At 60.6% G+C, this 12,934-nt stretch carries 11 protein-coding genes and 2 pseudogenes; 6 read left to right on the forward strand and 7 right to left on the reverse strand.

Going from position 1 to position 12,934, the window contains the following annotated elements; all coding sequences use genetic code 11:
• Window positions 1-77: 77 nt before the first annotated feature.
• Both C4N04_RS00715 and C4N04_RS00720 read right to left on the reverse strand, forming a co-directional pair.
• Complete coding sequence (locus tag C4N04_RS00715) at window positions 78-2,207, reverse strand: EAL domain-containing protein (RefSeq protein ID WP_106795250.1); 2,130 nt, start codon at window positions 2,205-2,207, stop codon at window positions 78-80.
• Window positions 2,208-2,440: 233 nt separating this feature from the next.
• The gene (locus C4N04_RS00720; protein ID WP_009989588.1) at window positions 2,441-2,791 is read right to left on the reverse strand and encodes a cupin domain-containing protein; all 351 of its coding nucleotides are present in this window, start codon (window positions 2,789-2,791) and stop codon (window positions 2,441-2,443) included.
• Between the two features lie 178 nt (window positions 2,792-2,969).
• Here C4N04_RS00720 and C4N04_RS00725 point away from each other — a divergent pair, with 178 nt between their 5' ends.
• Window positions 2,970-3,581, forward strand: a complete 612-nt coding sequence (locus C4N04_RS00725) for a L,D-transpeptidase (RefSeq protein WP_039619072.1) — start codon at window positions 2,970-2,972, stop codon at window positions 3,579-3,581.
• A 59-nt stretch (window positions 3,582-3,640) separates the two neighbouring features.
• Here the strand turns inward: C4N04_RS00725 and C4N04_RS00730 are convergent, their stop codons facing one another.
• Both C4N04_RS00730 and C4N04_RS00735 read right to left on the reverse strand, forming a co-directional pair.
• Window positions 3,641-4,924, reverse strand: a complete 1,284-nt coding sequence (locus tag C4N04_RS00730) for an O-acetylhomoserine aminocarboxypropyltransferase (protein ID WP_077993323.1) — start codon at window positions 4,922-4,924, stop codon at window positions 3,641-3,643.
• Window positions 4,925-5,048: 124 nt separating this feature from the next.
• Complete coding sequence (locus C4N04_RS00735) at window positions 5,049-5,477, reverse strand: CoA-binding protein (protein ID WP_106795251.1); 429 nt, start codon at window positions 5,475-5,477, stop codon at window positions 5,049-5,051.
• A 142-nt stretch (window positions 5,478-5,619) separates the two neighbouring features.
• Here C4N04_RS00735 and C4N04_RS00740 point away from each other — a divergent pair, with 142 nt between their 5' ends.
• Window positions 5,620-5,919 (forward strand): hypothetical protein, encoded by a 300-nt coding sequence (locus tag C4N04_RS00740; protein WP_106795252.1) that lies wholly within the window; start codon window positions 5,620-5,622, stop codon window positions 5,917-5,919.
• A gap of 470 nt (window positions 5,920-6,389) precedes the next feature.
• Window positions 6,390-7,226 carry an EamA family transporter gene (locus C4N04_RS00745; RefSeq protein WP_077993321.1) on the forward strand — a complete coding sequence of 279 codons (837 nt, stop codon included), beginning with the start codon at window positions 6,390-6,392 and terminating at the stop codon, window positions 7,224-7,226.
• Here C4N04_RS00745 and C4N04_RS00750 read toward each other — a convergent pair whose 3' ends face one another.
• Entirely contained in the window at window positions 7,227-8,054 is an 828-nt protein-coding gene (locus tag C4N04_RS00750) for an enoyl-CoA hydratase (protein ID WP_009995713.1), read from the reverse strand.
• A 94-nt stretch (window positions 8,055-8,148) separates the two neighbouring features.
• Complete coding sequence (locus C4N04_RS00755) at window positions 8,149-8,379, reverse strand: DUF1127 domain-containing protein (protein ID WP_009995712.1); 231 nt, start codon at window positions 8,377-8,379, stop codon at window positions 8,149-8,151.
• A 94-nt stretch (window positions 8,380-8,473) separates the two neighbouring features.
• Between C4N04_RS00755 and C4N04_RS00760 the strand changes: the two are divergent.
• The 3 genes and pseudogenes from C4N04_RS00760 to rpsI all read left to right on the forward strand — a co-directional run bounded on the left by C4N04_RS00760 (window position 8,474) and on the right by rpsI (window position 10,601).
• A pseudogene (locus C4N04_RS00760) lies at window positions 8,474-9,351 on the forward strand (LysR family transcriptional regulator).
• Window positions 9,352-9,666: 315 nt separating this feature from the next.
• Window positions 9,667-10,131, forward strand: coding sequence for a 50S ribosomal protein L13 (gene rplM / locus C4N04_RS00765; RefSeq protein ID WP_008521951.1), 465 nt, complete (start codon window positions 9,667-9,669; stop codon window positions 10,129-10,131).
• 2 nt (window positions 10,132-10,133) lie between these two features.
• Window positions 10,134-10,601, forward strand: a complete 468-nt coding sequence (rpsI, locus tag C4N04_RS00770) for a 30S ribosomal protein S9 (RefSeq protein WP_009995734.1) — start codon at window positions 10,134-10,136, stop codon at window positions 10,599-10,601.
• Between the two features lie 263 nt (window positions 10,602-10,864).
• Here rpsI and C4N04_RS00775 read toward each other — a convergent pair.
• A pseudogene (locus C4N04_RS00775) lies at window positions 10,865-12,835 on the reverse strand (acyltransferase family protein).
• Window positions 12,836-12,934 lie beyond the last annotated feature (99 nt).

Genomic DNA, 12,934 nt, shown 5'->3' on the forward strand with positions numbered 1-12,934 from the left:
CTTGACCCTCGGCGACTGGAGGACCCGTGCGGCGTGCCGGTTGAATCCGACGCGCTAAACACTCTTGTAAGACATGTTTAGGCGGCGGCCTCTTCCTGCAGCTTGCCGGAGATGTCGCGGGCCGACATGGGTTTTCCCATCAGATAGCCTTGAAGCTGATCACATCCGGCGTCCCGCAGGATCGCCGCCTGGCGCGAATTCTCGATGCCTTCGGCGGTAACGGGGATCTGCAGGGCGGTCGCCAGCGAGATGGTTGCCCGAAGAACATCGGCGCCCTTTGCGCCTTCGTCGAGCGCGGAGACGAGCGAGCGGTCGATCTTCATGCGATCGAAGCCGAATTGCCGCAATGCGCCGATGCTGGCGTAACCGCAGCCGAAGTCGTCGAGCGCGAACTTGATGCCGACGCGTTTGAGCTGGTCGATCGAGCGCCGGGCCTGATCGGGATTCGTCATCAGAACGCCTTCGGTGATCTCCAATGTCAGGCGCTTCGGGTCGAAATCGAGTTCCCGCAGGACCGAGATCACTTCGGCGGCAAATTCCGGATTGCAGAGCTGGACCGGCGAAACATTGACCGACAGCGCCAGGTCCGGCCAGTTCTTGGCATGCGCGACCGATGTTCTCAGCATGTGCGCGCCGAGCGCATCAATGAGACCACATCTTTCCGCGAGCGGAATGAAGACCTCCGGGCTGACATTGCCGGCCGCCGTTCGCCAGCGCGCCAGCGCTTCAAGACCGGTCACCGTGCCGGTCGAGGCAGAGACGAGAGGCTGGAAGACGGCTTCGATCGTACCGGCGCCGATGGCGCTCTTCAGGAGGGTCTCCAGCTCGGCGACCCGCTGGCGCTCACGGTCGAGCTCGGGGTCGTATTCGATCGCTTGGCCTCTGCCATTTGCCTTGGCGCGATAAAGCGCCATGTCCGCTCTGCGCAGAAGCTCCAGGGGCTCGATGTCTCCGTCTCGCGCGGCAGCTCCGATGCTTGCGCCGACCTCGATTGTCCGCCCATCGATCTTGAAGGGCTCGGCAAACAGCGCCAGAACGGCCCTCTCCATCTCATCGCAGGTGGCAGCGCCAACATGCACCAGCGCAAACTCGTCGCCCCCCAGCCTGGCGGCGGCGACGACTTCCGGATGGCAGGCCGTCAACGCCTTCGAGACCAGGCGGATCAGGTCATCGCCGACGGCATGCCCCCAGGCATCGTTGACGGCCTTGAAGCCATCGAGATCGACCAGATAGAGCCGGGGCGGCGTTGAGGCCGGATCCTGCAGCTCTTCGAGCAGGCTGAGCAGCCCCTGTCTGTTCAACAGGCCGCTCAGACTATCGTGGCCCGCTTCGTAAAGCGCTGCCTGCGCCAGCTGGCGCAGACGCCGCGCCTCGGACGCGCCGACCATCAGAACACCGACCAGGAACAGCACGAGGATAACGATGGCGGCCGCGATGTAAGGCGTCACCTGATGGAACACCGTGCTTCCGGGCGCCTTGCTGGGCCAGACGAGATAGCCGATGACCGCACCCTTCATGTCTGTGATCGGGGCGTTCAGGAATTCCGGCGTCGGAACCTTCTCCAGGCGCAAACCGTCAAGCTCGTGTTGATTCGACAGCATATCGAGGACTTCAGACGTGAATTCCTTGTAAAAGCTCAGCGTGCTGAATTTTGCAGTGTCGGCAACGTCATCGAAAGGTTGGATTGCCTGCGATGCGATCAGCGCGATACCGGTTTCGGTCTTGATGAAATTAACCAACGGCGCCTTCGCCGGATCGGCGGCCACATTGATCTGCTGATAAAAGGCCCTGCCGAAGAACGCGGCGGGCTCGAAGGGCTTGCCCTTGGCATAGGCCGACACGATCGACGTCCGGTCGGGTCCGATTACGATCGCACCGTCGTAAAGCGGGTAATCCTCGCTGGTCTTTCCCCAATTCTCATAGGCCCAATCCGCAGCATTCGGAGAGGAAGCCGCACGATAGGCATCGTCCCAGACGGCATTATCCGTCGTTGTCGCACCGAGGCGGGCGACAAAGGCTGCGATCGCGGCGCGGGCGGCGCGAGTGGCGCGGGCATCGTCGATCCCGTTCGCCGACCGGGTCATAGTCGCGACGACATGGGCCATGAGGCCTGTGAGAACGAGGGCTACCAGAAGGAAGCAGACCGTTGTCGCAATGATGGAAGAGGTTTGGGTGCGAACGTGCCTACCCGCAAGATTCGACGACATGCCAATCCCGAAAAGATGAATTGCAAGGCCATGTCTGTTGTGACGGCAGGAGACATCATGTCCGCAATGCGCTGCAGGTAAGCTCTAGCATTTGACGATGTAGGTCCCATTAATGGGAAAGATCAAATGCCGTCTATCCGCAAATGCGAAGCGGTCTTTTCAGGAGAACCGGCGCATAATCGCCGCAAACCGGGACAGGCCCGGCATCATCACAGCCGATCTGCAGCCGCCGCTCAAAGCCTGATCACATAGTCCTTGCGAGTCGTTTCAACGACTTCCCAGGTTCCCTTGAAGCCGGGTCTGAGGATCATCCGGTCACCCGCCTTCAGATGAACCGGCTCGCCGCCGTCTTCGGTGACGATCGAATGGCCGGACAGCAGGCTGAAATATTCCCATTCCTCGTAAACGATCCGCCATTTGCCGGGCGTCGCCTCCCAGATGCCGCAATAGAGGCCGCCTTCGGCCTCCTCCAGATTCCAGGTCCGGAACTGCGGATCGCCGGAGATGATCCGACCGGGTTCGGGCGCGCCCAACTCCGGTTCGACGCCATCGATGCCGAAGGTGATGAAGTTGCTAACAGTCATTCTGGATCTCTTCGAATTGAGTGTTCTTCGCAGCATAGGTTTAGATGAGGCGCGCTCGCAATTATTGGTTTTCCCATGCGCCTTTGCAGCATGCGTTCAACATCGTCGCACCGGTCCGCCATAGTGACGCCATAGAGTTGGGACCAATACCGCTTGATAGACAGGCGGATGGCGAAAAATGAGATTGCTGGCTCTCCTTGCGGTGGCCGTTTTGCTAACGGTGGTTCAGGCCCGCGCCCAAGTTTATGAACCGTATGATGGATACGACGAATACGGGGGCTACGGCTATGATGACCCCTACAGCCCGTATCCACCTCCGCCCTATTACGACCCCGCCCCTGGCTATGAGGAACCCCTGTATGATCGCAGGGCACCCTCGACGCGAAGCGCTAGAGGAAACATCGTGATCGCCACGCGCGAACACACACTTATTTATACGACAGCAAACGGAGAGCAGTTCGTTTACCCCATAGCCGTCGGCCGCGAAGGCAAGCAATGGTACGGAACGACGCGGGTGGTGTCGAAGCGAATGCATCCCGAATGGCGGCCAACGGCCAGCATGCGTCAGAAGAACCCGAGGCTTCCAGCGGTCGTGAAGCCAGGCCCCAACAATCCGCTAGGGACCCGAGCGATATACCTTGCCGATGGGCTGCTGCGCATCCACGGTACCAACGACCCGTCCTCCATCGGAACCAATGCGTCGAGTGGTTGTTTTCGAATGTACCTCGAGGACGTCGAGGAGCTTTACGATATGGTCCAGCCGGGGACCCGAGTGATTGTCCAACGGTAATCGGATCGGGTGAAGACCAGCTGATCCCCTCGCCAGCCTTACCTCCCGGTTGGGCTGTTTCAGATCTTCGAAAGCGCCTGTTCGAGGTCGGCGATGATGTCCTTGACGTCCTCGATGCCGACGGAAAGGCGCACCACATCGGGGCCGGCGCCGGCGGCGATCTTCTGTTCGTCGCTCAGCTGCCGGTGCGTCGTCGAGGCGGGATGGATGACGAGCGAGCGGGTGTCGCCGATGTTGGCAAGATGAGAGAAGAGCTCAAGGCCCTCGACCAGCGTTTTGCCCGCCTCATAATCGCCCTTGACGCCGAAGGTGAAGACGGAGCCGGCGCCCTTCGGCGAGTAGCGCTGCTGCAGGGTGTGGTTCGGGTCGTCCTCGAGGCCGGCATAATTCACCCAGGCGATCTTGCTGTGCGCCTTCAGCCACCTCGCCACGGCGATCGCATTGTCGCTGTGGCGCTGCATCCTGAGCGGCAATGTCTCGATCCCCGTCAGGATCAGGAAGGCGTTGAAGGGCGAGATCGCCGGCCCGAGATCGCGCAGGCCGAGAACGCGGGCGGCGATGGCGAAGGCGAAATTGCCGAAGGTCGCATGCAGGACCATGCCGTTATATTCCGGCCGCGGGCTGGACAGCATGGGGTAATTGCCGGATTTTGACCAGTCGAAAGTGCCGCCGTCGACGATAAGGCCGCCCATGGAATTGCCGTGGCCGCCGAGGAATTTCGTCAGCGAATGCACGACGATGTCGGCGCCGTGTTCGATCGGACGGATGAGATAGGGGGTTGCCATCGTATTGTCGACGATGAGCGGCAGGCCGTTGCGGTGCGCAACCTCGGCGATCGCCGCGATATCGACGAAGGTGCCACCGGGATTGGCGAGGCTCTCGATGAAGATGCCGCGCGTCTTCTCGTCGATCTGGCTTTCGAAGCTTGCCGGATCGGCGGAATCGGCCCAGCGCACCTGCCAGCCGAAATTCTCGAAGGCATGGCCGAACTGGTTGATCGAGCCGCCGTAAAGCTTGCGTGCAGCAATGAAATTCTCGCCGGGGCGCATGATGGTGTGGAAGACGATCATCTGTGCGGCATGGCCGGAGGCGACGGCAAGGGCCGCCGTGCCGCCCTCGAGCGCTGCGACGCGCTCCTCCAGCACGGCCTGCGTCGGGTTCATGATGCGCGTGTAGATATTGCCGAACGCCTGCAGGCCGAAGAGCGCGGCGGCATGATCGGAATCGTTGAAGACGTAAGCGGTCGTCTGGTAGATCGGCGTTACCCGCGCACCGGTCGCCGGGTCGGGCTGGGCGCCGGCATGGATCGCCAACGTGTTGAATCCCGGATCATTCTTGGCCATGTCGTCCTCCAGTTATTGCTGACGGCCGGGATCATAGCCTCTCCCGGACGAAAGTTAATCGCGATCCGTTTCAACCCACCGGCGTTCGGTGGAAAATCCGTCTCTGCGGAGCGCAGCAATGAGATCAGGCAATGAGCCGGGGATATTCGATCGCCGGGCAGCGGTTCATCACCACCTTGATGCCGGCGGCCTCCGCCTTTGCCGCAGCCGCATCGTCGCGGACGCCGAGCTGCGCCCAGATGACCTTCGGCAACGGCCTCAGCACCAGCGCCTCCTCGACGACGCCGTCCAGATATTCGGCAGCGCGAAAGACGTCGATCATGTCGATCGGCACAGGAATGTCGGCGAGCCGGGCAAAGACAGTGCGGCCGTGGATCTGTTTACCCGCCTGCCCCGGGTTGACCGGAATGACCTCATAGCCGCGCGACAGCAGGTAGCCCATGACGCCGTTGCTCGGCCGCGCCGGATTGGGCGAAGCGCCGGTCAGGGCGATGATCTTCACCGAATGCAAGATGCCGGCGAGGAAGTCATCCGTGTAGCTGTCGTGATTCATGTCCGCTTCTCCACTTGCGAAAGTCGTTCGCCACGGCGCGCGTGATTTTTGCTTTTGCGTGAAACCAGTTGCGCGCCTTTCCCGTATATATGGGTTGGATAGTTTCTGAGGATGATTCGATGAAAAAATCGCTCTTGCCCTCATGCTCGTGCTCGCCGCATCGCCGGCACTGGCAATCTCGCGCTACAATCCACTCACCATGAGCTGTGCCAGCGTGCGCGCCGCCATCCACAATCAGGGCGCCGTCATCTTCCGCTATCAGTCCCCCCGCGGTCTGCCCCTCTATGATCGTTACGTCCGCAACAGCCATTATTGCGACGCGACCGACTATGCCGAGTGGACCCACATCCCCTCGAAAGACGATCCTCGCTGCCCCGTTCTGAACTGTCAGAACATAGACAACCTGGACGGGATGCTGTTCGTTCCACATCATCAGCTTTGAGGTTTTTGCCGCCGTGATTGCGGCAGATGCCCTACGCCCTTCGCGTTTGCGAATGTTGGCTGGCTCAATCGCGCGCTACGATTTTCCAAGGAATTTACAATCAAAAGCTTTATTTTCCACGTATTTCAAAGTTATAGAATAATATCTGTATTTCAGCAACATAGAATGATCCCTTCCGAAATTCCTCCGGGTGCTTTCCTCTTTCGTTCCCTTTAGGGCCACCCTATGTTCCGTCGTCCATTAGCAGCATCTCATAGTTGAGGAGATCTCGTGGATTGAACGTATGTCGCGCGCACGTAATAATTGTCGGGTACCCCGCGATTGTTTGGATATTGAAAGGGTGATATTCCAGACAGGAAGGCATCCGCGACCGCGGCAAAGCAGTTTCGTGCAAATCGCAGTTGTCCTTGCAGAAGCTTGCCCCGTCGGGGCGAAGCGCATGTCCTCCCCTGCAGTTTCGGATTTGGTCCTTGCCTCTCGACGTCATCCTGCTCGTTCTGTTCGGTGCATTGCTGCATGCGACATGGAACGCGATCGTCAAAGCGGGCAGCGACAAATCCCTTGATGCGGCGCTGATTTCGGCCGGCGGCGCGGTATCAGCCTTGCCGTTCCTGGCATTTTTGCCCTTGCCGCAAAGTGCGGCCTGGCCGTTCATCGGCGCTTCGGCCATCCTGCAGTTCGCCTATTTCCAGCTGGTAGCCGCCGCCTACCGGGCCGGGGATATCGGCCTGGTCTATCCGCTGATGCGTGGCTGCACGCCGTTGCTGATCGCCGCGACAAGCGGTGTCGTCCTCAGTGAAGACCTTTCCGGCGCCGCGCTCGCCGGCATCATGACGATCTCAGCCGGCGTCCTGACGCTCGCCCTGGAGGCGCGTCGGGGCAGTGGCCGTGCCGTCGTCCTCTCCATTGCCAATGCCTTCGTCATCGCCAGCTACACCTATGTCGATGGCATCGGCGCGCGCCTTTCAGGCAACGCGGTTTCCTATACGTTGTGGATGTCGCTGCTGCCGCCCATACTGCTGTTTGCCTGGGCGGCGTCCCGGCGCGGCAGCCTGACGGTGCTGCGCCACGTTCGCCGCAACTGGTGGCGCGGCCTTATCGGCGGCGCGGGTTCGATTGCTTCTTACGGACTGGCGCTCTGGGCAATGACGAAGGCCCCGGTCGCGACCGTCGCCGCGTTGCGGGAAACCGCGATCGTCTTCGGGCTGGTCATCTCGGTCGCCGTGTTCAAGGAAAAAGCCGGAATCTGGCGTTACGTCGCCGGCGTCGTCATCGCAGCCGGCGTGCTGGTTCTGAAGCTAGGGTGATCATTCACCCTTCCACTCCGGCTTGCGCTTGCTGAGAAAGGCGCCGATACCCTCCTGCGCATCCTGCGTCAGCATGTTCTCCACCATCACCCTGGCGGCATAGTCATAGGCCGCCTCCACCGGCAGTTCGAGCTGCCGATAGAAGGCCTCCTTGCCGATCTTTAGTGTCAATGGCGATTTGCCGGCGATCACGGCCGCATATTTGGCAACGACCTGCGCCAGATATTGCTTCGGCACGATGCGGTTGACGAGGCCGAAATCCTTGGCCGTCGAAGCATCGATCGTCTCGCCGGTCAGCAGCATCTCCATCGCCTGCTTGCGATGGGCGGCACGGGTTACCGCCACCATCGGCGTCGAACAGAACAGGCCGATATTGACGCCTGGCGTGCAGAACGTCGAGGTGTCCGTGCAGATGGCCAGATCACAGGAGGCAACGAGCTGACAGCCGGCAGCCGTTGCAAGCCCGTCGATCTCGGCGATGACGGGTTTTGGCAGATGGGTGATCTTCAGCATCAGATCGGCGCAGAGCCGGAAACTCTTCTCGAAGAAGGCAGCCCCCTGATCTTCATCGACGCGATGGGCGGTGAGTTCCTTGAGGTCATGGCCGGCGGAAAAGACGGAGCCGGTCGAGGCGATAACGATGACGCGCACATCAGCATCCGATCCCGCCTTTTCGAGCTCAGCCATCAGCGCCTCGAGAAGCGCGATCGAAAGCGCGTTGGCCGGCGGGTCGTTGAGCACGAGACGCAGCACGCCATCGCGCAGGGAGCGAAGCAACAACCCGTCCGCCCTGTCCGCTTCCTTCCGGAATGATACGATTTCGGCCATGATGCTGCTCCCTGCTGCTCGATTTCCACACAGCTGTTCTGCCACAAGGCGCCGGCACTTTCGAGCAGGATCCTCCCTCCCCCCGGCGGCATGGTCAGGACCAGAACCATGATTTCGATGTCTCGGCCGTCGCCTGCGCACGGGTCAGGCCGATATCGCGAAGGTCTTCATCGGTGAGTTCCGAAAGCCTGCGGCGGCTGCGTCGCTTTGTGAGCCAATGCTCGACGGCCGCCGACAAGCCTCGACCCCAGCGGACCGTCCGCCGGAGTTTCGACCGAAGCGCATTGCGCGGCGTTTCAAAGATTGCATCGAATTCCAGGGTCATCTCTTCGTCCTTTTCTCAACGAAGGAAGGATGCGCTGGAAGATGGAATGAAAGAAGCTTATGCATATTATGATATGCATAAGGATTTCTTTTATATGCCACTTAATCTCGATCAGCTCGCGAGCTTCGTCAATGTCGCCGACCTCGGAAGCTTTACGGCCGCCGCCGACAAGGAGGGCGTGACGCAACCGGCGGTCAGCCTGCAGGTCAAAGGCCTTGAGCAGCGGCTCGGCGTCCGGCTGATCGAGCGTGTCGGACGGCGAGCGCAGCCGACGGCGGCGGGCCTTGACCTGCTTTCGCACGCGAGGCGTCTGCTTCAGCAAGTGGCAGCGGCGGAAGAAGCGATGCTGCCGCACAGGGAAGGCGCCAGCGGCCGCGTGCGCATCGGCAGCGGCGGCACCGCCTCGATCCACCTGCTTCCACGCGCCATCGCCGCTGCCAGGAAGGCGATGCCCGGCCTCGAAATCACCGTCCATATCGGCAATGCCGACGATATTCTGCGCGATCTGGAAACCAACAGTCTCGACATCGCCGTCGTCGCTCTGCCGGCCTCGGGACGGAATTTCGCGATCGAACCGTTTTACGAGAAGAGTTGCTCGCGGTCGCTCCCGTCGGCAGCCTCGTGCCCGAAGGCGGGCCGGACGCTGCCTTCATGCGCGACAGGACGCTGCTGCTTTATGAGGGAGGCAATACGAGGCGAGCAATCGACGCTTGGTTGGCCGCCCCCGATATCAGGACCCGCCCTGCGATGGAGTTCGGCAGCGTCGAGGCTATCAAGGAGTTGGTGGCGGTGGGGCTCGGCTGGTCGATCCTGCCGGGGCTGGCGCTCAAGCGCGACCTTGCCGGTCTGGTGACAACGTCGTCGCTGAAACCGAAGCTCATGCGCCGGCTCGGCATGGTTCTGCGCCGGGACAAACATCTGACACGCGGCCTTCGGGAAATGATGAAATGTCTGCGGGAGTTCAAGGATTAGGACCACTTGCGATCCTGGCCCGTCGCGTCAAATCCAAGTCGCGGTAGCGGTAAAAAGCCAAAGCAGGCCATCCAGCGATCTCGGCAATTATGAGGTATTATAATACCGTATAGGTAAGTTGTTGTTTTTCCTATCGTTTTTTTCAGGTCGCCGAAAATGACGATATTGACCCGATGTCACATTCCCTTTATACACCGCACCAGAACGCAGCCTTCCGGGCTGCTTTCTTTTTGGCATGTCTTGCGCCTGCCAATCCAAGCAACAAGAAACGCCCTTCCAGCCTTCGGGCAAGGGTCCCAAAAGAGAGTATTCACTATGGCTACCTTCTCCCAGAAGCCTGCAGAGGTGGAGAAGAAGTGGGTGATCATCGACGCCGAAGGGCTGGTCGTTGGCCGTCTCGCTTCCATCATCGCTATGCGCCTGCGCGGCAAGCACAAGGCAACCTTCACCCCCCACGTTGACGACGGCGACAACGTCATCGTCATCAATGCCGACAAGGTCGTTTTCACCGGCAAGAAGTATTCCGACAAGGTCTACTACTGGCACACCGGTTACGCCGGCGGCATCAAGGAGCGCACCGCACGCCAGATCATCGAAGGCCGCTTCCCGGAGCGCGTCCTCGAAAAGGCCGTCGAGCGCATGGTTCCGCGCGGCCCGCTCGGCCGTCGCCAGATGAAGAACCTGCGCGTCTACGCCGGCGCCAACCATCCCCATGAAGCCCAGCAGCCGGTCGCCCTCGACGTTGCCGCGCTCAACAAAAAGAATGTAAGGAGCGCCTGATCATGGCTGACCTCTCCTCCCTGAAGGATCTCGGCACGGCTTCCGAAGCTGCTGCTCCGGCGCACGTCCGCAAGGTCGATTCGCTCGGCCGCTCCTACGCGACCGGCAAGCGCAAGAACGCCGTCGCCCGCGTCTGGGTCAAGCCGGGCTCCGGCAAGATCATCGTCAACGGCAAGGAATTCGCGGAATATTTCGCCCGTCCGGTGCTGCAGATGATCCTGCGCCAGCCGATCGTCGCGGCTGCCCGTGACGGCCAGTTCGACATCGTCGCAACCGTTGCCGGCGGCGGCCTCTCCGGCCAGGCCGGTGCCGTTCGCCACGGCCTTTCCAAGGCGCTCACCTACTTCGAACCGGGCCTGCGCTCGGTGCTGAAGAAGGGCGGCTTCCTGACCCGCGACAGCCGCGTCGTCGAACGCAAGAAGTACGGCAAGGCAAAAGCCCGCCGTTCGTTCCAGTTCTCCAAGCGCTAATCGCTTTGGACAGACGGAAATACGAAGGCCGGGGAAACCCGGCCTTTTTTGTTGTGCAATCGGCTCTTAAAAGGTCGGAGCCGCTGCAGCGCTGTGCGCGCTTCAGGACCCACAGCATGCCGCGCAAAACCATGCAGCGCTTCTGCGGCAACGGCATGCGTAAATAAAGCAGAAGGACGCGTCTGAAAGATCCGACGCGCTTCAGTCCTTTGGTTTTATGAAGGTCGTTACCGGAACCGCTGCACACTTCCGGCCGACATGCATTAGTCGGAAGCGAGCGCTGCCATACCATTCCCGTCCGCCATGTCGTCTCGCCCGAGAGTGACCATGATTTCGTCGGCGACGGCTTCCGCACCTGCCGGGGTGAAATGCACCTTGTCGGAAATGAAGGTCTTGCCTCCCCGCGCCAGATCGCACCGGCCCGTCTCCATCCCGCAGAAAATCTTGGCCGGATTGACGCGCAGCACATGGCTATCCTTGGGGTCGTCGAGATAGGCATAGGTAGGCGCCGATTGCTTGAGAAATTCATCCTAGGCGATCGTGATCGTCGGCGCCGGCGTGCCCTTGTGCATCAGCTTCGCGACCTTGGCGGTGATCTCCGTGTCGCCGCGCGGATGCGGATAGATGATGACGACGCGGATGCCGACCGACGTCAGCTCGCCGACGGTTTTGTCGAAGGCATCCCTCAACCGCTGCCCTACGTCTGATGTCGCGACTTCCTCGCCGCTGAACCTGTAGCGCGACTGCTCGAAAAAGATCTTCCAGGAGGCAGCGAGAAAGACCGTTTTCACCTTGCTCTTGACGAGATGGTCGATCGCCGCAGCGTTGAAGGCACCGCAGTCGCGCGCCTGGTGCGGGACCATCGAGACGTCGGCGATCGGCGCACAGAAGCTGTGGGTGATCTGCTGCAGGCCGATATTCATGCCGTCCAGACGCTTGGCCAGCGCCGGCGTCAGCGACGAGGCCAGGGAATCTCCGAGGATGGCGTATGTCTGTGCGTGGCTGCCGTTGAATACGCAGCCCTTGATCGGCATCGTATCCCAGCCCGACGCGCCCTCGAGAAGGCAGGTCTTGCTCCAATCATTGTTCGCCATGAATTCCTTGATTGGCGCAGGCAGACGCCATGGAATGCCGCGCGTGTCGTGGCCGTAAATGCCGAAGGTGATAAAGGCTGCAAGCACCACGGATACCGATGCGACCAGGCTGCGGGTCGACGGCAACAATCGGCGCTCACCCCTGCGGAACGGCTGCTCGACGAAACGCCACGAGATATAGGCCAGTACAAGCGAAAGGCAGGCGAGAGCGCCCATTACGGTCAGCGGCGGGGGATCAATACTACGGATCCGCGCAAAGGCAAAAAGCGGCTGATGCCAGAGATAGGCGCTGTAGCTGATCTGGCCGATCATCGTCAGGGCGCGGGTTGAAAGCATTGCCGCCACCCAGGTTCCCTGTCGCGCATAGAGCAGCACGAGCGTCGCGCCGACCACGGGAACCAGGGCAAGCGTCGAGGGTATGGGCGCGGTTTCGTCGAAATAGAGGACGGAGAAGGCGATCATGCCGAAGCCAACGAGCGACAACGGATTGCTGCCGCGCGTTTGCCCCTTTAACTGGATGAAACTGCAGATCGATCCGGCCAGAAATTCCCAGGCCCGCGACGGCAAGAAATAGAAATTGGCCGAGGGAAAGGCGCGCGACGCCCACTCGCTGTAGGCAAGGCTGGCAAGCGCGATCACAACCAGGACCGCAAAGAGCCAGCTCGGCTTGCGCTTCCACATGAATATGACGAGCAGCGGAAAGAACATGTAATACTGTTCTTCGACGGCCAGGCTCCAGATGTGAAGCAGCGGCACCTCTCCGGCCTCCGGCGCAAAATAGCCGCTCTTGAACCAGAACAGGAAATTGGCGCCGGAGAGGCTGGTGGCAATCAGGCTGTCGGAGAAGGCGCGAAACTCCTCCGGCATCACCCAAAGCCAGGCAAAGGGCAGACAGCACAGAACGACGAGAAACAGGGCTGGCAGGAGTCGGCGGGCGCGGCGCTCGAAGAACGCCGCCAGCGAGAAGGTGCCGTAGCGCATCTCCTCGAGGATGATCGAGGAGATCAGAAATCCGCTGATCACGAAGAAGACGTCGACGCCGATGAAACCGCCGCTGAAGAGACTAAAGCCCGCATGAAATAAAATAACGGGCATCACTGCGGCTGCCCGCAGGCCGTCAATCTCTCGTCGGTAAATCACTTAAATATTCCCAAAAATTTCGTATTCTTACCGACTATGAGCACCCGAATCTGCAATCCGGCCTTGCATAGAGAAACAGCAATTTTTCTGCAATTATAA

The sequence above is a fragment of the Rhizobium sp. H4 genome (assembly GCF_003013335.1).
Taxonomy (GTDB): Bacteria; Pseudomonadota; Alphaproteobacteria; order Rhizobiales; family Rhizobiaceae; genus Rhizobium; species Rhizobium sophoriradicis.

Coding starts and splice junctions, on each gene's coding strand:
- C4N04_RS00715 (WP_106795250.1), bottom strand. CDS start 2,207: ATGTCGTCGAATCTTGCGGGTAGGCACGTTCGCACCCAAACCTCTTCC.
- C4N04_RS00720 (WP_009989588.1), bottom strand. CDS start 2,791: ATGACTGTTAGCAACTTCATCACCTTCGGCATCGATGGCGTCGAACCG.
- C4N04_RS00725 (WP_039619072.1), top strand. CDS start 2,970: ATGAGATTGCTGGCTCTCCTTGCGGTGGCCGTTTTGCTAACGGTGGTT.
- C4N04_RS00730 (WP_077993323.1), bottom strand. CDS start 4,924: ATGGCCAAGAATGATCCGGGATTCAACACGTTGGCGATCCATGCCGGC.
- C4N04_RS00735 (WP_106795251.1), bottom strand. CDS start 5,477: ATGAATCACGACAGCTACACGGATGACTTCCTCGCCGGCATCTTGCAT.
- C4N04_RS00740 (WP_106795252.1), top strand. CDS start 5,620: ATGCTCGTGCTCGCCGCATCGCCGGCACTGGCAATCTCGCGCTACAAT.
- C4N04_RS00750 (WP_009995713.1), bottom strand. CDS start 8,054: ATGGCCGAAATCGTATCATTCCGGAAGGAAGCGGACAGGGCGGACGGG.
- C4N04_RS00755 (WP_009995712.1), bottom strand. CDS start 8,379: ATGACCCTGGAATTCGATGCAATCTTTGAAACGCCGCGCAATGCGCTT.
- rplM (WP_008521951.1), top strand. CDS start 9,667: ATGGCTACCTTCTCCCAGAAGCCTGCAGAGGTGGAGAAGAAGTGGGTG.
- rpsI (WP_009995734.1), top strand. CDS start 10,134: ATGGCTGACCTCTCCTCCCTGAAGGATCTCGGCACGGCTTCCGAAGCT.